The 20,314-nt window shown below is 71.4% G+C and carries 19 protein-coding genes and 1 tRNA gene; 9 read left to right on the top strand and 11 right to left on the bottom strand.

Annotated features, from left to right (window positions below; all coding sequences use genetic code 11):
- Window positions 1-39: 39 nt before the first annotated feature.
- The gene (locus LXT23_RS05045) at window positions 40-564 is read left to right on the top strand and encodes a hypothetical protein (protein ID WP_253978918.1); all 525 of its coding nucleotides are present in this window, start codon (window positions 40-42) and stop codon (window positions 562-564) included.
- Between the two features lie 64 nt (window positions 565-628).
- On the opposite strand, the gene moeB is transcribed toward LXT23_RS05045, so the two are convergent.
- From moeB to LXT23_RS04995, 10 genes are all read right to left on the bottom strand, one after another.
- Window positions 629-1,786, bottom strand: coding sequence for a molybdopterin-synthase adenylyltransferase MoeB (moeB, locus tag LXT23_RS05040; RefSeq protein ID WP_253978917.1), 1,158 nt, complete (start codon window positions 1,784-1,786; stop codon window positions 629-631).
- A gap of 46 nt (window positions 1,787-1,832) precedes the next feature.
- Window positions 1,833-3,005, bottom strand: a complete 1,173-nt coding sequence (locus LXT23_RS05035) for a zinc-dependent alcohol dehydrogenase (RefSeq protein ID WP_253978916.1) — start codon at window positions 3,003-3,005, stop codon at window positions 1,833-1,835.
- A gap of 11 nt (window positions 3,006-3,016) precedes the next feature.
- Window positions 3,017-3,877, bottom strand: a complete 861-nt coding sequence (locus tag LXT23_RS05030) for an SRPBCC family protein (protein WP_253978915.1) — start codon at window positions 3,875-3,877, stop codon at window positions 3,017-3,019.
- A 161-nt stretch (window positions 3,878-4,038) separates the two neighbouring features.
- Window positions 4,039-5,424, bottom strand: a complete 1,386-nt coding sequence (locus LXT23_RS05025) for a hypothetical protein (protein ID WP_253978914.1) — start codon at window positions 5,422-5,424, stop codon at window positions 4,039-4,041.
- Window positions 5,425-5,453: 29 nt separating this feature from the next.
- Complete coding sequence (locus tag LXT23_RS05020) at window positions 5,454-8,492, bottom strand: TonB-dependent receptor domain-containing protein (protein WP_253978913.1); 3,039 nt, start codon at window positions 8,490-8,492, stop codon at window positions 5,454-5,456.
- A gap of 123 nt (window positions 8,493-8,615) precedes the next feature.
- Complete coding sequence (locus tag LXT23_RS05015) at window positions 8,616-9,044, bottom strand: ExbD/TolR family protein (RefSeq protein WP_253978912.1); 429 nt, start codon at window positions 9,042-9,044, stop codon at window positions 8,616-8,618.
- Between the two features lie 12 nt (window positions 9,045-9,056).
- Window positions 9,057-9,464, bottom strand: coding sequence for an ExbD/TolR family protein (locus LXT23_RS05010; protein WP_253978911.1), 408 nt, complete (start codon window positions 9,462-9,464; stop codon window positions 9,057-9,059).
- Window positions 9,448-10,200, bottom strand: coding sequence for a MotA/TolQ/ExbB proton channel family protein (locus LXT23_RS05005; protein ID WP_253978910.1), 753 nt, complete (start codon window positions 10,198-10,200; stop codon window positions 9,448-9,450). Before LXT23_RS05005 ends, LXT23_RS05010 begins: the two co-directional genes overlap by 17 nt.
- A 33-nt stretch (window positions 10,201-10,233) precedes the next feature.
- Complete coding sequence (locus tag LXT23_RS05000) at window positions 10,234-11,004, bottom strand: energy transducer TonB (RefSeq protein ID WP_253978909.1); 771 nt, start codon at window positions 11,002-11,004, stop codon at window positions 10,234-10,236.
- A gap of 116 nt (window positions 11,005-11,120) precedes the next feature.
- Window positions 11,121-12,368, bottom strand: coding sequence for a glycosyltransferase family 87 protein (locus LXT23_RS04995; RefSeq protein WP_253978908.1), 1,248 nt, complete (start codon window positions 12,366-12,368; stop codon window positions 11,121-11,123).
- 304 nt (window positions 12,369-12,672) lie between these two features.
- On the opposite strand from LXT23_RS04995, the gene LXT23_RS04990 reads away from it, so the two are divergent.
- Window positions 12,673-13,182, top strand: a complete 510-nt coding sequence (locus LXT23_RS04990; protein WP_253978907.1) for a hypothetical protein — start codon at window positions 12,673-12,675, stop codon at window positions 13,180-13,182.
- Between the two features lie 41 nt (window positions 13,183-13,223).
- Here the strand turns inward: LXT23_RS04990 and LXT23_RS04985 are convergent, their stop codons facing one another.
- On the bottom strand, window positions 13,224-14,621 hold the full coding sequence (locus LXT23_RS04985) for a dihydrolipoyl dehydrogenase family protein (protein ID WP_253978906.1): 1,398 nt from the start codon (window positions 14,619-14,621) through the stop codon (window positions 13,224-13,226).
- 474 nt (window positions 14,622-15,095) lie between these two features.
- Between LXT23_RS04985 and LXT23_RS04980 the strand changes: the two genes are divergently transcribed.
- The 7 genes from LXT23_RS04980 (at window position 15,096) to LXT23_RS04950 (ending at window position 20,151) form a co-directional block, all read left to right on the top strand.
- Window positions 15,096-15,647 (top strand): ribosome-binding factor A, encoded by a 552-nt coding sequence (locus LXT23_RS04980; protein ID WP_253978905.1) that lies wholly within the window; start codon window positions 15,096-15,098, stop codon window positions 15,645-15,647.
- Entirely contained in the window at window positions 15,644-16,801 is a 1,158-nt protein-coding gene (locus LXT23_RS04975) for an RtcB family protein (protein WP_253978904.1), read from the top strand. The genes LXT23_RS04980 and LXT23_RS04975 overlap by 4 nt, the downstream gene beginning before the upstream one ends.
- 245 nt (window positions 16,802-17,046) lie before the next feature.
- Window positions 17,047-17,120, top strand: a tRNA-Gln gene (locus LXT23_RS04970).
- Window positions 17,121-17,183: 63 nt separating this feature from the next.
- On the top strand, window positions 17,184-17,711 hold the full coding sequence (locus LXT23_RS04965) for a non-proteolytic archaemetzincin-like protein (protein WP_253978903.1): 528 nt from the start codon (window positions 17,184-17,186) through the stop codon (window positions 17,709-17,711).
- A gap of 104 nt (window positions 17,712-17,815) precedes the next feature.
- Window positions 17,816-18,790, top strand: coding sequence for a TolB family protein (locus LXT23_RS04960; protein ID WP_407692867.1), 975 nt, complete (start codon window positions 17,816-17,818; stop codon window positions 18,788-18,790).
- Between the two features lie 4 nt (window positions 18,791-18,794).
- Window positions 18,795-19,616, top strand: a complete 822-nt coding sequence (locus LXT23_RS04955; protein ID WP_253978902.1) for an alpha/beta hydrolase — start codon at window positions 18,795-18,797, stop codon at window positions 19,614-19,616.
- 64 nt (window positions 19,617-19,680) lie between these two features.
- Window positions 19,681-20,151, top strand: coding sequence for an ankyrin repeat domain-containing protein (locus LXT23_RS04950; protein WP_253978901.1), 471 nt, complete (start codon window positions 19,681-19,683; stop codon window positions 20,149-20,151).
- The last annotated feature ends 163 nt before the right edge of the window (window positions 20,152-20,314 follow it).

Genomic DNA, 20,314 nt, shown 5'->3' with positions numbered 1-20,314 from the left:
ATAGGCGGACCTTCCCGCCCGGAACCCGGAGGACCGCCCATGTTCGATTCGAACGACAACGACCCTATTTCCCCTGCGCTGCGCGCGTTGCTGGAGCTGTTCGCCACGGAGCTGTCGGAGGTGCGCTTCCCGGACGTGGACGCGGAGGTGCTGGACGACGCGGCGGCGGCGGTGCGCGCGAAGGCGGAGGCGGTGGCGAAGGCTCAGGCGGCGCTGGACTCGGCGCGCCTGGCGCTGCACGAGAGCCAGGACGCGCTGCTGCAGAAGGGGCAGCGGGCGCTGGCGTACGCGCGGGTGTTCTCCGAGGAGAACGCGGAGCTGAGCGCGAAGCTGGAGGGCATCAGCCTGCCGCGCGCGACGCGCAAGAGCGCGCGGGTGGAGGGTGCGGTGGCCGAGCCCGCTACGGCGACCGCGGGCAGTGACGAGAACGCTCCGCGCCGTCGCGGCCGTCCGCCGAAGGCCCGCACGGCCGCCGGTGGCTCGCTCTTCGCGGACGGTGCCACGCCCGAGGCGCTGGCCAATCACGCGCACGAGACGGGCAACGGCGTGCTGCCCACGGCCTGAGTCCCGGCCACACGGTGAAGTGCCCTGCGGCCCGGTGCCTCGTGGAGGTGCCGGGCTGCTTCATTCACGCGCTGGCGCAGAATTGCTCGTAGTCGATGAACTCCACCTTCGCGCCCTCCGCGCACACCGGGCACTTCGCGTCGCGGCGCAGCTTCAGCTCCTGGAAGCGCGTGCTCAGCGCGTCGAACGTCAGCAGCCGTCCGATGAGCGGCTCGCCCTGGCCGAGGATGAGCTTCAGCGCCTCGTTGGCCTGCATCAGCCCGATGATGCCGGGCAGCACGCCCAGCACGCCCGCCTCCGCGCAGGACGGCGCCAGCTCCGGCGGCGGTGGCGCGGGGTAGAGGCACCGGTAGCACGGGCCCTGGCCCGGGACGAACGTCGTCACCTGGCCCTCGAAGCGGAAGATGGAGCCATGGATGTTCGGAATCCGCTTCACCACGCACGCATCGTTGAGCAGGTAGCGCGTGGGGAAGTTGTCGCCTCCATCCAGCACCATGTCGAACCCATCCAGGATGCGCAGCACGTTCTGCGCCGTGAGCCGCTCCGCGAAGGGCACCACCTTCACGTCCGGGTTGAGCGCTTCAATCGCGGCCTTCGCGCTCTCCACCTTGGGCTGGCCCTGGCGCTCGCGGGTGTGGATGACCTGGCGCTGCAGGTTGCTCACGTCCACCACGTCCATGTCGACGATGCCCAGCGTGCCCACGCCCGCGGCGGCCAGGTAGAGCGCGGCGGGCGAGCCCAGCCCTCCCGCGCCCATCAGCAGCACCTTCGCCTTCAGGAGCTTCGCCTGTCCCTCCTCGCCCACCTCGGGGAGGATGAGGTGACGGCGGTAGCGCTCCTTCTGCTCGGCGGTGAGGACGAAGGGCTTCTCCACCGGGTACGCCGCGTCGCTCCACCGGTTGTACCCGCCGGCCAGCGACGCCACGCGCTCGTAGCCCAGCTCCCGCAGCGTGCGGACCGCGAGCGCCGAGCGCGTGCCGCCCGCGCAGTACACGACGAGTTCCTCGTCGCGCTGGGCCTTCGACTCGATGCGCAGCTCCAGGTAGCCCCGGGGGATGTGCACGGCCCCGGGCAGCCGGCCGGCCGCGTGCTCGTCCGACTCCCGGACGTCGATGAGCTTCACCGGCGCCCGGGCGTCCAGGAGGCGGCGGACCTCCTCGACGGAGACCTCGCGAATCTCGCGCTTCACTCCAGACAGCAGCTCTTGAAAGGTCGTCGCCATGCGGAGGGCACTTATAACCCGGCGCCCTCCGCGTCGCTCCGCGTCTTCAGTTGGGCTGGAACACCACCCGCACGCACCCGTCCTGCTTCTTCTTGAACATCTCGTACCCGCGCGGCGCGTCTTCCAGCGGGAACCGGTGCGTCACCAGGAACGACGGGTCCAGCTCGCCCTTCTGCGCGTGCTCCAGCAGGCGCGGCAGGTACTTCTGGCCGTGCTGCTGCGCGGTGCGCAGGGTGAGCCCCTTGTTCATGATGGTGCCGATGGGGAACTTGTCCATCATCCCGTAGACACCGAGCACCGACAGCGTGCCGCCCTTGCGGCAGGCGAGGATGGCCTGGCGCAGCGCCTGGCCCCGGTCCGTGTGCAGGTGCAGCGCCTGCTTTGCCCTGTCGTACGCGTAGTCGAGCCCCGGCCCGTGCGCCTCCATCCCCACCGCGTCGATGCACGCGTCGGGGCCGCGCCCGCCGGTCAGCTCCTTCAGCACGTCCAGGACGCTGTCGACCTCCTCGTAGTTGATGGTCTCCGCGCCCACCTGCTCGCGCGCCAGCTTCAGCCGCTCGGGGAAGCGGTCGATGGCAATCACCCGCTGCGCGCCCAGGAGGAAGGCGCTCTTCTGCGCCATCAGTCCCACGCCGCCGCAGCCCCACACGGCCACCGTCTGGCCCGGCTGGATGCCGCAGAAGTCCGCGCCCATGTAGCCGGTGGGCGCCGCGTCGGAGAGGAACAGGGCCTGCTCGTCCGTCACACCCTCCGGCACGAGGAAGCAGTCGGTGTCGGCATGGGGGACGCGCACGTACTGCGCATGCGCGCCCGCGTAGCCGCCGAAGGCATGGGTGTAGCCGTAGATGCCGGCGGTGGGGTAGCCCAGCAGCGGCTCCTGGAGCTCGGCCTTCGGGTTGGTGTTGTCGCAGAGCGAGTACAGGTCGTGGCTGCAGTACCAGCAGCTCCCGCAGGAGATGAAGGAGGGGACGACGACGCGGTCGCCCTTCTTCACCTTCTTCACCTGGGGGCCCACCTCGACGATTTCGCCCATGAACTCGTGGCCGATGACGTCACCCTCGCGCATCGTCGGGATGTACCCGTCGATGAAGTGCAGGTCCGAGCCGCACGTCGTCGACAGCTTCACCTTGAGGATGACGTCATGCGGGTTGACGATGGACGGGTCCGCCACCGTCTCCACGCGCAGGTCGTTGATTCCGTTCCAGCAGAGTGCTCGCATCGACGTGTCCCTCAGTAGGAGTGGCCGCCATCGCGGGCAGCGGGATTGGGCCCGGTCGTCGGAAGCTCGCCGGTCTCCATCAGGCTCTTGAAGCGCCGGAGCGCCCGGTGCGCGAAGGCGGAAGGCGCGTCGCCCAGCAGCTTCACCACGGCCGAGCCGAGCGGGCCGCCCGGGGGGCTGAACTCCATCTTGAGCGTCACCACGGTGCCCCAGTCCTCCGGCGCGGGGCGGAAGCGCACCCAGCCCGCGTTGGGCAGCTGCGAGTCCTCGGTGGCCTCCCAGCGCAGGTACTCGCCGGGGTGCTCCTCGACGATGCTCGAGTCCCACTCGAGGCTCATCCCCACCGGGCCCCGCAGCTTCCAGTGCTGGAGGTGCGAGCCCACGTCGGTGACGTCGGCGAAGTGCCCCATGATGAGCGACAGCGTCGGCGCGGCGCGCCAGGCGCGATAGAGCTCCTGCGCGGGCTTCTGGATGGTGATGGAGCGCTGCAGCACCGTCATCGCGCCCAGTGAGCCCGAGCTGCGCCGCCGGCGGATGCTGCGCGAGAGGATGCCCACCTTGTGGGGTGCCTGCGTGCGCTCGCGGGTGCTTCGGAAGAGCAGCCCACCCCCCGCGATGGCCAGGGCCACGCCGCCGATGGAGCGGCGCTTGAGCCCCAGCGCGAGGAGCGCTCCACCCAGCACGGCCGAGACCACCTGCATGGCGCCGCTTCCCTCGTCAGAGGAGGACGCTTCCTGGGCGCGCAGGTCCCTGTCCACGCACTGGGCCGTCGACTCGACACCATGCCACTCCCACTCCCGGGAGGAGCCAGGAGTATGGCCTCGGGCGCCTGGCGGCCCGAAGCCCGACGGCTGCTGTGTCTTGACTGTCATGAACGCTCTCTCCTCGGCCGCGCGGCGATCCGGCCTCGTAGAACCTTGAGAGACCTGCTCGCCGGGGCAAGCCCGGTATGGACGCGAGGACAGGTCGCGCAGGGCTGGCGGCAGGGCGAGCAGGGAGAGGAGCGACTGGGCGTGACTTCGAAGGCGTCCGGTTACCTCTCCGGGTAGGCCGTCCAGCCGCGCGTCCAGTCCGTGGCGCCGATGGCGCCGATGAACCGGGCGGAGGTGTCGAAGCCGGCGGACGGCGTGAGGGTGGCGTCGGCGTTCAGGGCGGCGGAGCCGGCCGCGGGCGCGAAGTTCGGCGCGGTGAGGTTCAGCGGGTCGCTGAGCCGCGGGTCGCTCATCGTCACCTTGTTGGCCTCGGACAAGATGACCTTGGACTCATCCAGCTTCGTCAGGTCCGGGTCCGTGGTGGTGCCGTTGGTCACCACCGGGTTCGGAGCGAAGGGGATGGCGTCGTTCTTGTCCGCGATGTCCCAGAAGAAGACGCTCTTGAAGGACAGGCGCGCGTCGCCCGCCTCGCTGAACAGCCCCGCGGAAGCAGCGCCGTCAATGTCCACCGCCTGGTTCTTCCAGTGGGCGACGATGGAGTTGCGCATCCGGACGCCGGCGCCCGTGTTGAACACCAGCGCCTCCTGCGTCGGGTTGGTGCCCGGGGCCGCGCCGGAGCCGATGAACGTCGCGTTCCAGATTTCGGGGATGGAGATGGGCTCCTGGCCCGGCGTGGACTTGTTGCTGGAGGCCTCGATGCCGCGGTCGCCCACGGAGGGGCTCTGCTGCACCACCAGGAACTGCACCTTGCCGCTGTAGCCGAAGTCGTAGTCCAGCGCGTCGTCGTCCGCCTGGGTGATGACGATGTGCTTCAGGGGCGCGGTGCCGCCGAACATCTCGATGCCGTCGTCCAGGCCCTTGTGGACCTGCACGTAGTCGATGTCCGTCGCGCTGCCGCAGCCGCCCGTCGTCAGGCCGTTGAGCTCGTTGTTGGCCGCCAGCTCGAAGCCGGCGAACTCGATGCGAGCGTACTTCAGGGTGCCGCAGTTGTGCGCGTCGTCCTGGCCGCCGTACTTCGTCAGTTCGTTGCCGGCGGAGGTGAAGAAGCCCTCGATGGTCGTCTCGCCGCCGCTGACGTTCAGCTTCGCCTTGCCCAGCAGCACCAGACCGCCCCAGTCGCCCGGCTCGCGCTGGCCCGGCTCCTTCGACGACGTGAAGACGATGGGCGCCGCCGCCGTGCCGCGCGCGTCCAGGCGGGCGTTGCGGGTGATGATGAGCGCGCTGCGCTCGTCACCCTGGATGGTGACGCCCTCCTCGATGGTGAGCGTGCCGCTCTCCACGAAGACGTAGTTCTTCAGCGTATAGGTGTTGCCCTTCTTCCAGGTGGTGTCGCCCTTGAGGTTCTCCGCGACGTCCACCTTCTCACCGCCGGACTCCTCGGGAGGCGGGGTGGTGACGGGCGGCTGCTTGTCGTCGTCGTCGTCGCCGCAGGCGGCGGCCAGCGTCAGGCTGGACAGGGTGAGGAGGGAGGCAAGGAGCCGCTTCATGGGAGTCATTCCTTTCGGCGAGGGAGGGACTACAGGGACAGGCCGAGCGAAGCGGAGAACGCGATGCCCGGGCGGTACTCGAGGATGGTGACGGTGCCCTGCTGGAGGGTGACCTTCGCGTCGAGCAGGTTGGCGGCGGTGAGCTTGAGCTGCGTGGCCGCGCCCAGCCGCTGGGTGAGCGCCACGTCCACGCGGTGGAAGGGCTGCTCGTAGACGTCCGGCAGCCGGTTGGTGCCGACCTCGCTGATGCGCTTGCCGTAGACGTTGTAGAGCAGCGCCACCTCGGTGCCGCTCTCGGGGCGCTCGTAGCCCAGGTTGACGTTGGCCACGTAGGGCGACTGGCCCTGGAGCGGACGCTGCGCGCTGGTCTGCAGCCCCTGCACCGCGCCCAGGTCGATTTCGGAGCGGATGAGGGTGAGGTTGGCGCCCAGCCGCACCGGCCGGAGCACTGAGGCGACGCGGCCCAGCGAGGTGCGCGCCTCCAGCTCCACGCCGTAGGTGTCGGCGCCGGCGGCGTTCTCGAAGCCGACGTCGCCCGCGCCCTCGGTGTTGATGACGCGCTCGATGGGGTTCTGGAAGCGCTTGTAGAAGACGCTGGCGGCGAGCACCTCGTTGTCCCCGACGAACCACTCCACGCGGGCGTCCACGTTGTGGATTCGCGTCTGCTTCAGCGCCGGGTTGCCGGACACGTTGCGGCGGCGGGTGAAGTCGTAGAAGAGGAAGGGCGCCAGCTCGCGGAAGGTGGGCCGCGCCAGCGTGTAGCTGTAGCCGGTGCGCAGGTTCACCGCCGGGGTGAGCGCGTAGATGGCGTTGAGCGTGGGCAGCCAGTCCAGGTAGTCGACCTCGTTCCGGGAGGCCTCCTCGCCCGTGAACTGGTCCAGCGCCGTCAGCTCCTGCCGGCTGCTCTCCAGGCGCAGGCCGCCGATGAGGCGCAGGGCCTCGGTGGGCTTCGCGTCCGCGGACACGTAGCCGGCGAAGATGCCCAGCGAGGCGTCGTAGGCGTCGGACTCGGGACGGGTGAACTCGCGCAGGCGCATGCCGTCGCCGAGCTGGTCGGCGCCGAAGAGCTGCTCGGGGGGCAGGGTGCGGTCCACGTCGGTGCTGGGGACGATGCCGTAGCGGAAGCGGCGGGCGCGGAAGTCACGGAAGGACAGCTGCGTGAGGCCGCCCACCTTCACGCGCACGTCGCTGAAGGGGAGGGTGAGGTTGAGGCTGCCGCCGGTGGACGTCTCGCCCAGCTCGGCGAAGAAGCGCTCGCCGCTGTTGGCCTGGTTGGGGAAGGAGAGCGAGCCGGTGGGCGTGCTGAGGCTGTCGCTGTAGAGCGTGTCGCGCGTGTCCGGCTCGTCGCGGTCCACGCGGGACAGGTTGGCCTGCCAGTCCACCTCGGCGTCGCCGAACAGGCCGATGCGGTGGAAGCCGCGCAGCTGGTTGAAGGAGAGCTGGCGGACGATGAACTGGAGGCGGCTGCCCTCGTAGCGGTCGCCCTTGAGCGAGTCGATGCCCGTGCTCGTCACCGTGCGGGTGTCGGTGCCGCGCGTGTAGAGGCTGAAGGCGGTCAGCTCGTTGTCGCGGTCCAGCTGGTAGCCCACGCTGGCGAGGCCGCTGAGGTTGGCCGTCTCCACGCCCTGCGTGAGCTGCGCGTCGTCGTTGCGGACGTAGGCGTTGTTCTCGTTGCTGGCGCGCGCGTAGCTGCTGACCTGCGAGGACTCCTTGTGGCCGTAGTTGACGGTGGCCAGGTAGCCCAGGCGGCGGTTGTCGAAGCGCAGCGTGTCGCCGAGCGACGCGCTCAGACCCAGGTTGGGCAGCGCCGTCTTCTTCCTCGCACCCCACACGTTGGGGAAGCTCTCCCACTGGCGCTCCAGCTCCTCGGGGGACTCGCCCGCGTCGCCCAGTTCGTGGCGGGTGGGGATGGCTTCCGGCAGCTTGCGCTCGCCGCCGGGGAAGCCGAGGAACTCCAGGCCGCCGCCCTGCTGGGTGTTGCGCTCCTGGCCCGTCGTCACGGTGTCTCCGCCGAGGGTGATGCGCGGCTTGAACTCGAACTGGGTGGGGTAGGTGTTGGTCTCGATGAGGAGGGTGCCGCCGCCGAAGGAGCCGGGCAGGTCGGCGGTGTAGCTCTTCACCACGTTGAGGTTGGCGAGCAGCGAGGTGGGGAAGAGGTCCAGCGGGACGCTGGGCTCGTCCGGCTCGGGGCTGGGGAGCAGGGCGCCATTGAGGAGGGTGGTGCTGTAGCGGCCACCGAGGCCCCGGAGCAGGACGTAGCGGCCATCCACCACGGTGGCGCTGACCACGCGCTTCACGGCGTCGGAGGCGCTGGAGTCCGGCGTGCGGGCAATCTCCTGTGCGCTGATGGCGTCCGACACGGCGGCGGCCTTCTTGCGCTCCTGGAGGAGGGCGCCCTCGGCGCGGCGGTCCGCGCGGGCCTCCACGACGACTTCCTGCACCGCGCCCACGTCCGCGCTGAGGGCGACGTCCAGCTTCGTGACCTTGCCCTGCGTGACGACGACGCCGGTGATGCGGCGGCCCTGGTAGACGTCATAGAAGACGCGCAGGTCGTACTTCCCGGGCGGCAGCGCGAGCCGGTAGTTGCCGTCGAGGTCGGTGAGCGCCTGCTTCTGTGCGCCGGTGACGACCTTCACGGTGGCCTCGATGAGGCCCTCACTGTTGGCTTCGTCCACCACGCGCCCGTGGATGCCGGTGAAGCCCGGGGGCGGCTCGGCGGACTCGGCCAGCATGACGTCGTCAGTCGCGGCGCCCTCGGTGGCCAGGGACTCGGCGGGCTCGGCGGCGGAAGGAACGTTCGTTCCAGGCTGAGGCGCCGCGTCCTGGGCCGACGAGGCGGAAGGAACGTTCGTTCCAGGCTGGGGCGCCGCGCCTGGGGTGGAAGGAATGTTCCTTCCGCTGTGGGGCGCCGGGGCGGGCGCCCGCGGTTGCGCGGTAGACGGGGACGTAACGTCCTGACCTGAGGGCGGCGCCGCTACGTCGGTGCCGCTCACCTGCGCGAGCGCGGACGTGGTGATGACGGCGAGCGCTGCCACGAGGGCGCGCGAAAGGGCGGTGCGAGGCAACACGACTCTCCTTGCCGGCGGTCGGCGCTCGTAAAGAACGCGACACGCGTGGCGGGGGAATGGATGGGCTGTGACGATTCAGGCGGCGGACCGAAAACTCGTCGTCACGGTCCGCCGAGGGCCGCTTCAGTCCGCGAGCTTGTCCGGCAACACGCCGACGGTGATGTTCCCGCCCCGGGCGAGGTCCAGCACGTCCATGGCGGCGCCGTACGGCACGTCATCACTGGCGTCGAAGAAGACAATCTTGTCCGGGCGCGCGTTGAGCATCCGCTGGAGCCGCGCCACCACCTGGTCTCGCGGCACCTCCTCGCGGTTGATGCGCAGCACGCCGCCCTTGTCCACCGTGAGCACCACGGGAGGCAGGGCGTCGGGCGGAGGCGGCGGCTGCTCCTCCTGCTTGTCGTTCTTCGCCGGCACGTTCATCCACATCTGCCTGGTCAGCAGCGGGGTGACGACCATGAAGATGATGAGGAGGACGAGCACCACGTCCACCAGCGGCGTCACGTTCATGGACGGGCGGAGTCCGCCCCTACCGCCTCCGAGGTCGAATGCCATCGCGCGTTCCTCCTAGTGCTTCGGCTTGTCGATGACCTGCAGGTTGATGCCGGGAAAGCCCAGGTCCTGCATCGCCTTGAAGACGCCGCGCACCTCGGAGTAGCGCACGCCGCGGTCGGCCTTGAGCACCACGCGGGTGTCCGGGTCCTTCTGGTGCAGGGCCTTCAGCTCCGCCATGAGCGCGTCGCGCTCGAGCTCCTTGCGCTCCAGGAAGAAGGAGCCATTCGCGGCGAGGCTGACGATGGTGGGCTCGAGCTCCTTGTTCTCCGGGTCCGGGTTCGTCGCGGCGGGCAGCTCCACCGAGGCGCCGGCTTCAATCTGGGGCGTGACGACCATGAAGATGATGAGGAGGACGAGCACCACGTCCACCAGCGGTGTCACGTTCATCTCGGGCGTAATCGCCCTACGCGGGGTGGACATCGCGCCCCTCCTTGCGAGCGGCCAGCTCCGGCCCGGTGGCCACCGCGGCGCCGTTGGCCGGGGCGGGCTTCTGCGGGCCCAGGTCCTCCAGGTAGTCCATGAACTCGCCCCGGGCCGCGTCCAGCGAGAGCTGGAGCGCATCCGCGCGGGTGGACAGGAAGTTGAACATCAGCACCGCGGGGATGGCGACGAGCAGGCCGAGCGCGGTGACGACGAGCGCCTCGGCGATGCCGGCCGACACCGCGCCCAGGCCGCCGGAGCCCTCCTTGGCGATGCCGGCGAAGGCCTCGATGATGCCCACCACCGTGCCGAGCAGTCCGACGAACGGCGCCACCGAGCCCACGGTGGCGAGCACGGACATGCCCCGGCGCACGTCGGCGCTGACGCGCTCGTTGATGCGGACCAGCTCGCGGCGCGTCAGCTCCACCGGGCCCAGCTTGCCGGCGGGGACGCGGGACTTCGCGAGGAACGTCTTCATGCCACCGCCGAACAGCGTGGCCAGGTGGCTGCCCTTCGTCGCCTCGGCCTCCTTCACCAGGGCGTCGTGCTGGTGCTGCACGAGGAGCTGTCCGGCGCGGGCGGCGAAGCGCCTGGACGCCGCGCGCGAGCGGGCGAAGACGAAGAGGCGCTCGAAGAACACCGCCAGGGACGCGATGGCGAAGAGGATGAGCGTCCAGGCGATACCCAGGGCGAACACGCCCATGTGGTTGTAGATGTCCCTGAGATTGAAGTTCATGACGGGGGCTCCTGGGGGCAGGGCGGGTGAGGCCTACGACTTGAGGCGGAAGGGGACCTTGAAGATGCGGTAGACGGCGGCGGGCTGGCCGGAGACGACGGCGGGCTTGAAGCGCCACGTCCGCACCGCCGCGAGCGCGGCGCTGGCGAAGGGCTCGTCGCCGCGCATCACCTTGAGCTGGGTGACGCGGCCGTCCACCTCGACCACGCCCTTGAGGATGACCATGCCCTCCAGCCCCTTGGAGCGGGCCTCGGAGGGGTACTCGGGGATGAGGTTGGACTCGAGCGGCTCCGGAGGCGTGGCGGACTCCGGCAGGTTGATGGGCGCCACGCGGCCACCGCCGCCCGCGAGCCCGTCACCCCTTCCGAGTCCTCCCACCACGCCGCCCGGGACGAGCGCGCCGGTGCCGCCCACGGCGATGGGCGCGGCGGCAACGGTCTCCCGCTCTGCCTCGGGAGGCTTCGTCAGCGGCACGGTGTCCGGAGCCACGAGCGGCGCGGGCGCCACCACGGGCGCGGCGGGAGGCGGCGCCTTCGCGGCGACGGGAGCCGCGGGCTTCGGGGCCAGCTTCGGCTTGGGCGGAGGCGGGGGCGGCGGGGGAGGCTTCACCTCGACGACGGGCGGAGGTGGCGGACGGAAGACCACGTCCGTGCCCTTCTTCTCCTGGATGACCTCGCGCACCTTGCTGGCCGCGGAGACGACGGCGACGCCGATCATCACGAAGACGCCGATGGACGCCGTGGTGGAGAGCGCGAACCGCCGCGCCGAGCTGACGTCGGTGGCGCTGTCGAACGTTTCGAACATGGCTGAACCGCGTATAGCGGCGCCATGTCTCACGGGTGTTCACGGGCCGTGACACTTCACCTCCAAACGAATGGAGGAAGCGTCACGGCGCGCGCGCCTGCGGGATTGCCACTACGTCACGGCGCGCGCATGCCGGGCAGGGTGCGAGGCAGCCGCGCCAGCTCGCCCGTGGCCGTCACCGCGCGAGGCGCCCCCGCGCGGCGCGCCTGCCACAGCAGGGCGAGCAGCAGCACGGAGTAGACGACGGCGAACGGGCGCCAAAGGAGGACCTGTCGGGACAGCTCGGGGCCGAAGCCCGAGTCGGAGACGAGCAGGCCCGTGAGGGCGATGAGCGCGACGAGCGCGAGGTTCGGCTTGTAGCGGCTCTCGGCGGCGGCGCGCACCAGCGGCCACGCGAGCACGTAGTTGGCGCGCCACGCCAGCGGTGACAGCAGCGTCACGCCCAGGCAGCACATGGCGAGCAGGTCGGCCGGGCCGGGCCGCGCCCAGAGGACGGCGGCGAGGAAGAGGCTGATGGCCACCGCCTGCGCGAGCGTCATGCTCCCGGGCGGTGGAATGGACTCGGCGGGCAGCACGAGCGACAGCAGCAGCGTGGGCAGGCCCTGCGGGTTCGCCCCCAGCGCCCACGGAGGCGTGGTGCGCGCCAGCGTCTCGCTCCACAGCTGGAGCTGGGTGAGGGTGCCGTCCCAGCCGTAGCGGGCCAGGGTGGGCAGCGCGAGCACGATGCCGATGGCGGCGGTGGCGCCGATGACGCGCCAGTGGCGGCGCCACAGGAAGAAGAGGCCGACGAGCGCGGCGGGAGGCTTGAGGAGGAAGGCGACGGCGAACGCGGCGGCGGGGCGCCACACGTGGCCGCGCTCGGCGCCGAGGGTGGAGAGGATGATGAGCAGGAGCAGGACGGCATCCACCTGCCCGTAGAACAGCTCGAAGGTGAAGGCCGGCAGCAGCGCGAAGGTGGCGAGGCCGGGGCCCCATGCCCACGGCGCGGCCTCACCCGGGCCCGGCGCGGTGCGCGTGGTGAGGCGGGCCACGGCCGCGAGCGCGAGGATGGAGCCCAGGTTCCACAGGGCGACGGCGACGCGCGCGGGGAAGAAGGTGAAGGGGATGAACAGGGGCGCGGTGACGGGCGCGTACTTGAACGGCATGGTGCCGTCGGAGACGCGGTAGAGGTCGGTGCCCTCGAGGAAGCGCTCGGCGGCGGTGAGGTAGACGCGGAAGTCCACGCCCCGGCGCGGGTGCTGGCCCACGGCCACCGCGGCCACGAGGAGCACGGCCAGCACGAGCCACCAGAACCAGCGGGCCCAGGTATCGGAGCGGCTCATGGTGGTGTCCGGCACGGTGGCGGAAGGCGGCGCGAGGCTCACGGGTGCCTCGCGGACAGGGGCGCGGTGCTGCCTGCCGCGTGCAGGGCTCTCTCAGACGGCGAGCGCTGGAGGGAGGCGTGGCGTGGGGCGCGGGGGCGCCCCGAGGCGGCGGTGTTCATCGAGCAAGGGGGAAAGGTGGGGGAAGGGCACCATTTCACGCCGGCCGGCACACGGCAACGTGGTGATGCATGCGGAAACTTCCCGGCCGCATGGAAGGTCGGCAGGTGGCTGGTCCAGCTTCTTGCAACCTGATTACGCTGGATTCGCGGCACTCCCGCCGCGTCACGCCGAGGAGCAGCTGAACATGAAGCGGAACCTGGTTCGCCTCATCCCCTCCGTGGTCCTTCTCACCCTGTCCGTGGCCTGCGCGGGGCCCGAAGATGCGCTCACCGAGCCGACCGGGACAGACCCGGCGGCAGGGCTGGCCAGCTCCGAGGCACAGCTCGGCTACGGCAGCTTCTCCGCGTTTCCTGCCACGGTGGTGGTCGACCGATACACGCACCTCGGCTCGACGCAGATCTGCTGGAGCGTCAGCGGCCACCACTCGACGGCCGAGGTCTGGCTGAGCATAGACGGCCTGCCCGAGACGTTCTTCACCCGCGCCCAGAGCGGCTGTCAGATCGCGGACTGGATTCAGGCGGGGCCTCAGTACGTCTTCAACCTCTATGCGGACACGAGCCACAGCCACTGGCTCGCCAGCGTCGAGGTCCGGGGTCTTCCGCCGGAACCGGTGTGTGGCGTTTGCCCCAGGGGCTCCTCGTGTTATCGCTGTGGCGAAGCCTTCTGCTGGCCGGACAACCGCCCTTGCCCGTGAGCCATGCCCCGTGCCGCCGGGCCTTCCCGGCGGCGCGGCGGTCAGAGGCCGTAGGTCTCCAGCAGCCGCAGCCACACCTCGCTCATGGTGGGGAATGACGGCACCGCGTGCCAGAGCGTGTCGAGCGGCACCTCGCCCGCGACGGCGATGGTGGCCGCGTGCAGCATCTCGCCCACCTCGGGGCCGGTGAAGGTGGCGCCCAGGATGATGCGGCGCTTCTCGTCCACCACCAGCTTCGCGGTGCCCTTCAGCTCCCGGCCCAGCAGCCCCGTGCCGGCCACGTCCTGCAGCGCGTACTGCACCGTGCGCACCGGCAGCTTCGCCTCGCGCGCCTGCGCCTCGGTGAGCCCCACGCTGGCTACCTGCGGGTGCGTGAAGATGACCTGCGGCGTGGCCTTCGCGTCCGCCCAGGCGTGCACCTTCTTCCCCGCGATGATGTCCCCTGCGATGCGCCCCTGGTACTTGCCCATGTGCGTGAGGAGGTTGCGGCCATTCACGTCGCCGCACGCGTAGAGCCAGCCTCCGTCCACGCCCTTCGCGCGGAGCTGGTCGTCCACCTCGAGGGACTTTCCCTCCTGGAGCTGGAGGCCCACCGTCTCCAGGCCTAGGTCCTCCGTGCGCGCCACCCGGCCCATGGCCACCAGCAGCGCGTCCGCGCGCAGCTCCTCGCCGTTGGTGAGCGTGACGGACACCTCGCCCGTGCCACCGGGCCGGCGCACGCTCGCGGCGGTGGTGCCCAGCAGCACGCGCACGCCCGAGTCCCGCAGCGCTTGCGCCACCTGCTCACCCACGAAGGGTTCGTAGCGCGACAGCAGGGCCTTGCCACGCTGGGCCAGCGTCACCTCCGCGCCCAGCGAGCGCCACGCCTGCGCCAGCTCCACGGCCACCACACCGCCGCCCAGCACGAGCAGCCGCCTGGGGACTTCCTTGGCGCCGGTGCCCTCGCGGTTGTCCCAGGGCTTCGCGTCCTTGAGGCCAGGAATCTCCGGCAGGCGCGGCCGGCTGCCGGTGGCCAGCACCACGGCGCGGCGGGCCTCCAGCTCGCGCACCGTGCCGTCCCGGGCCTCCACGCGCACCTTGCGCGGGCCGGCGAGCTTCCCGCTGCCGCGCACCACGGTCAGCTTCGCGCCCTCCGCCCACTTCACCTGGGAGTCGTCCTTGTAGTCGCCGACCATGTAGTCGCGGTGCGCCAGCACGGCGCGGGCGTCCAGCGGACCCTTGATGGCCTCGCGTGCGCCGGGCGCCTGCTGGGCCAGCCAGAGCGCCTCCGCCGGACGGAGCAGCGCCTTGCTGGGGATGCAGGCCCAGTACGAGCACTCACCGCCGAACAGCTCGTGCTCCACCAGCGCCACCGACAGCCCCGCTGCCGCGGCGCGGGCTCCGGCAATCTCACCCGTGGGCCCTGCGCCAATGACCACCACATCGAAGGCTTCCGCCATGTGCATGACTCCTTGCCTCCTGCGTAGGCGCGGAAGGCGTGCCGAGCCATGCGGCAATGGGGTCCACGTCGGCTGGTGGAAAGAATGGCTGGTGGCCAGCTGACACCTCCCGCTCCATGAAGGCCTCGCGTCAGGTTTGCCGGGGCCCGTGCGTCGGGTGCCCGGTTGACGTGGGCGAAGGCGCGGTTTCACCTTGCCCGTGAACGAGTGACGGTCCGTGCCGGGTGCGCGGCGGGAGGTGTGCCATGGGGACTGTAATGAACGGTGTCTCGGGTCGCTTCGCGCCGTGTGCGTCTGACCGGGTGTGACCTTCTCCCTCGCTGAGCCGAAGTGCTGAGCTGGATGGAGCGGGTTCCCACCTTCCCTGGACCCATGCGCGCGCAGCTGTAGCCGTGCAACCGGCCGGCGTGTGCCCCGTGCGCTCCTCGTGACGCATGCGGCCCGTGCGGCCTGCTGGGAACCGTTCGTCCACTCATGTCTTCTTCCAGGAATCGCCGTACCCGCGCGCCCCGCCGGCGTGAGGGCGCTTCGCTGTCGTCGTCGTCTGAAAACCCGTCCGCGCGTCACCTGCGCATCCAGTCCACTCTGTTCCAGGAGGTGTCCCTGCTCTTCCGAGACGGGCTGTCCGACCCCCGGCTCGAAGGCGTGTCGGTGTCGTCGTTCGAGCTGTCAGCGGATGGCCGCCTCGTCCGTATCGGCTACGCGCTGACACCGGAGTCCGCGGCCTCCGGCACCCGTCCCGTGCAGGAGGCGCTCGAGCACGCGAGCGGCTACCTGCGCTCGCAGCTCGCGCAGCACCTGGACCTCAAGCGAGTCCCACAGCTGCGCTTCATCTACCTCGGCGTGGCGGAGCGCTCGCTGGAGGCTCCCGACGTGGGCCTCCTCACGGGAACCTCCGACCTCGACGAACCTGTCGCGGAGGTACCGGAGGACGACTCCGACCTCGACGAACCCGCCCGGAGGCCCGGAGGGAAGTCCCATCGAGGCGACGCCGACTCCGATGGTGAGGAAGGGGGTGAGCAATGATGCCCCGCCTCCTCCCGGCCGCGCCCGGCGACGTCCCCATCCTCGTCTGGGCGCGCACGCTGCCGCCGGGCGCGGAGAAGCAGCTCCGCCACATCGCCACCCAGCCCTACGTCGTCGAGCACGTGGCCGCCATGCCGGACGTCCACGTGTCCTCGGGCGTGGCGGTGGGCACCGTCTTCGCCACCGCCCACCACGTCGTCCCTGGCGCGCTGGGCGGCGACCTGGGCTGCGGCGTCAGCGCGTACCGCTTCCCCCAGCCCGCCACCGTGCCCGGCCGCGACGTGCTGGAGCCCCTGCTGGCGCGACTGGCCCGCGAGGTGCCGGTGGGCGACGCCGTGCACCGGGGCCGGGGGCAGCCCCTGCCGCCCGAGCTGGAGTCCCCGCCGCTGTCCACCCAGAAGCTGTGCCACGCCTGGGAGCGGCTGGCGCCGCGACACCTGGGCACGCTCGGCGGAGGCAACCACTTCCTGGAGCTGGACCGGGACGCGGACGGAGACGTCTGGCTGCTCCTGCACACCGGCTCGCGGGGCGTCGGGGCCGCCATCGCCGACCACCACCTGCGCGCGGCCCGGGCGCGGGGGGAGGGCAGCCTTCCCGGCCTGAGCACGCATACCCCCGAGGGCGCCGCGTGCCTCGCGGACACGGCGTGGGCCTGCCGCTTCGCCCGCGCCAACCGCGACGCCATCGCCGCGCGCGCGGTGGCGCTCGTGGCCGACGCGCTCGGCGTCCCCATGGACCCGGAAGCCACCTTGGACGTGCACCACAACCACGTCGCCGCCGAGGACCATGGAGGCCGCACGCTCCTGGTGCACCGCAAGGGCGCGGTGGGCCTGGAGGCGGGGCAGCGGGGGCTCATCCCCGGCTCCATGGGCACGGCCTCCTACGTGGTGGAGGGCCGGGGCGAGCCCCGCGCCTTCCGCTCCTGCTCGCACGGCGCCGGCCGCGTCCTCACCCGGACCGAGGCCCGCGCCCGCATCCGCCCGGCCGCGCTGGAGCACGCGCTCCGGCGTGTGGTGTACGACCGCGCCCGCGCCGGGGCCCTGGTGGAGGAGGCCCCCGCCGCCTACCGCGACCTCGCCGAGGTGCTGGAGGACGAGGCCGACCTCGTCACCCCGCTCCTGCGGCTCACCCCCCTCGCCGTCCTGAAGGGGTGAGCCGCGGACCCCGTTCTACCGACCGGTAGGCCAGGGGGCCGCCTCGCCGCCGGCCCACGGGCCTGGCTTCACTCCGGGTCCATCCGGGAGTGACGCCGGGCCCGGGTTTCCGGCCTTCCCCGGGCAGATCCACGCCAGACGGGCCCTGGCGGCCCCGGGGAGGGCCCGGAACGTTGTCAGGGTGGGTTCCCGAGCCCGTCGGGATGCCGTAGACTCGGGCACCAGACTCACACGTGCGAACCTGCTGGGGCGTCGTCTAATGGCAGGACATCAGACTTTGACTCTGATTATCAAGGTTCGAATCCTTGCGCCCCAGCCACTCCGCTCCGGGGGGACGCGGTAGCAAGCGCGTCCGTCCGCGTGCATGAAGGACGGTGGCCCGATGCCGCAGAAGACGCTCCTGCTGGTCTCCGTGGGTAGCCCGTCGGCCTCACTGCTGAGGGACTTGCAGGACCCGCTGGCGGCGCACATGAGCGCCCAGACGGTGCTCGCGAAGACGGCCCTTCCTTCTCCCGCCTACGCCTTCAACAAGGACCGGGGCCAGTACCACTGCAACGCCATCATGCGGCGGCTCACGCCCATGCTGGAGCCGGGGCAGTCGGCCGTCATGGGCATCACCGACGTGGACCTCTTCGTGCCGGACTCGCCCTTCGTCTTCGGCGAGGCGGACCGCGAGTCCAAGACGGCGGTGGTGAGCCTCTTCCGTCTGCGTCAGGGTGCGGACGGCGACCACCTGCGGCGCCGCATCCAGACCGAGGTGGTGCACCAGGCGGGGCACCTGCTCGGGCTGTCCTACTGTGAGGACCCCCGGTGCGTGATGTTCTTCGCCCAGACGCCCCAGGACTGTGACCGCAAGCAGCTGTCGCTGTGCAACACCTGCCGCAACGAGCTGGTGAAGCTCAACCGCTGACACTTCCGGGCCCATTGAATCTCCCGTGACGCGTTGACGTCCGACCCGGCGCGCCCTGTAGTACGGGGCACTCACGTGGCCGGGACGCGGAGCGGAGCGGAGCGATGATGGGCATGCGGAGGTTTGTCGGGGGAGTGCTGGCGGTGGGACTGCTGGGTGCGTGTGAGCCCCTGGACGACGGTGGTGGCGGTGGCATCGGCGACGTCCTCTTCACCTCGGGCTTCGCCTTCGTGCGCGAGGACGACCGCAACGTCTTCGTGGTGGACGACGATGGCGACCCCAACAGCCCGCAGCGGCTGACGTCGGCGGGCGGGGCGTACTGGCCTTCCGTGTCGCGCGACGGGCGCAGCATCGTGTTCGTGCAGCGCACCGGCTCCAGCACGTCGCTGCAGACGGTGCCCACCTCGGGCGCCACCACGCCGGCCACGCTGTTCAGCTCGGGCGACGCGGCGTGCGCGCGCGGCTGCACCAACTTCCGCACGCCCACCTTCAGCCCGGATGGCCGCAGCGTCGTCTTCGTCTTCTCTCCGGCGGGCAGCAGCGTCACCTCGCTGGGCCGGGTGAACACGGACGGCAGCGGCTTCCAGGAGCTCACGCCGAACACCACCATCTCCTACGGCGCGCCCACCTTCATGCCGAACGGGAGCGCGGTGATGGTGCCCTCGGGCAGCAGCCTGCGGCAGCTCAACCAGCTTGCCCACGTGCCGCTCAACGGGAGCAGCATCACCTACAGCTCCCTGGGCAACGAGGTGCTGGCGGTGGAGAACCGCGTGGCGGTGTCGCCCAATGGCTCGCAGGTGGCCTTCGACGGGCGCCTGGGCTCCGGCAGCACGCGCATCTTCGTGGCGTCCGTCACCGGCAACAGCGTGGGCGTCGGCCAGCGGGTGACGACCCTCAGCGGCCCCGGCGTGCAGGAGTCGTGGCCCAGCTGGACGCGCTCCAACCAGCTCGGCTTCCTCTCCTCCGACTCGGCGGGCAGCGACCCCGGCATCTACGTCGCGGGCGTCGGCAGCGGTGCCACGGGCTCGGTGACGCTCGTGATTCCCAGCGCCGCGGAGCCCTCCTACGGGCCGCAGTAGCCGCGTGAAGGGGGCCGCCGGCCTCCTGCTGCTGCTGTGCGCCGCGTGTGTGGCGGGGCGGCCCGTGCAGGCCCCCGTCCCCGTCCTCGCGGAGCCACCTCCGGGAGTCCGCCTGCACACCGGCGCCCCGGAGGGCGGCCCGCCGTACCGGCTGTTCCTCTCCGAGGACGCCACCGCCGCGCGCCCGCACCGGCTCCTCGTGTGGCTCCATCCCTCGGGGAGCGACGGGCTGGGCCTGGTGGAGCCGCTGGTGGCGGACTTCGCCCGGCGGGGCTTCGCGCTGCTGACGCTGTCCCGGAAGGACTTCTCCGGCTGGCGCGGCGTGGACGCCAATGCGGTCATGCTGAAGGGGGTGCCGGACGCGGCGCGGGTGCCAGGCGTGGACGCCCGGAAGCCGGTGCTGCTGGGCTACAGCGCGGGCGCGCAGATGGCGCTGGAGCTGTGGTCGGCGCGTCCGGGGGCCTTCGGCGGGCTGGTGCTGCTGGCCGGTGCGCCGCGCTTCTCTCGTGGGGACGAGTCCACACCTCCCACCGGGGCGGCGTACACCCGCGTGCCGCTGCTGGCCGTGGTGGGGGAGGGGGACGGAGACGGGCCCGCCCTGTGGCGTCGTGCGTCGGAGACCTGGCGCGCGGCGGGAGTGCCGCTCCAGACACGCGAAGTGCCCGGTCGCGGACATGAGTGGCTCCTGCTGGAGCCGGCCGAGCGGGAGGCAGTGCTGGCCTGGCTGGAGGCGCTGCCTCCGGTGGCAGGAGTCATGCCCGGGTCGCTGGCGTCCGGGGACGAGGCGGTGCTCGCCTGGCTGGACGCGCTGCCTCCGGTGGAGTGAGTCACCCCGGGGGCCGCTGGCGTCCGGGCCCGCGAGGCGCGATGCTGCCGCTTGGAGGTTGGTGATGTCCCTCTTCGATGCCGTGCGCGCGGGTGACCGCGCGGCCCTGATGGCCCAGCTCGACGCCGGGGCCGACCCCAACCCGTTCGACGCCGAGGGGCGCACGCCGCTGATGGCCGCCGCCCGCGCGGGCCGTGCCGACCTGGTGCGCCTGCTGCTGGAGGCGGGCGCGGACCCCGAGCTGACCGACAGCCTGGGCGAGCCCGCGCTCATCATGGCCGCCGCCCACGGCCACGTCGAGGTGTGCAAGCTGCTGCTCCCCCACGCCAAGGACGACGAGCGGGACCTGGCGCGCACGCTGCTATCAGGCATCGGCATCACCGACCTGCGCCTGGACCCCTCCTCCGTGCCGCCGGATGACCTGCGCCGCAAGCTGGCGTCCGCGGGCGCCTACGTGGCCGGCAAGCTGGGCGATGACGGGCCGACGAAGCGGCTGGAGCGCGCCCTGCGCGCGGAGAAGCCCCGCAAGCCCTGAGCCGCCGTCGACTGGCGGACACTCCTGCACGGCGGTACGTCACCGGTTACATCAGAAATCGGGTTTCTTCAGGTCTGTCCACGCGGTCCATCCTGGTCCGCGTGGGTCCTCCGGACGTGGCATCAGGCTGTTCCCTGGGGGGAGGCGCCGGGCCGGCGCGCCT

Origin of the sequence: Pyxidicoccus xibeiensis (assembly GCF_024198175.1) — a bacterium.
Classification (GTDB): domain Bacteria; phylum Myxococcota; class Myxococcia; order Myxococcales; family Myxococcaceae; genus Myxococcus; species Myxococcus xibeiensis.
The sequence above is the reverse complement of the archived record's forward strand: the minus strand, read 5'-3'. Positions and strand labels throughout refer to the sequence as shown.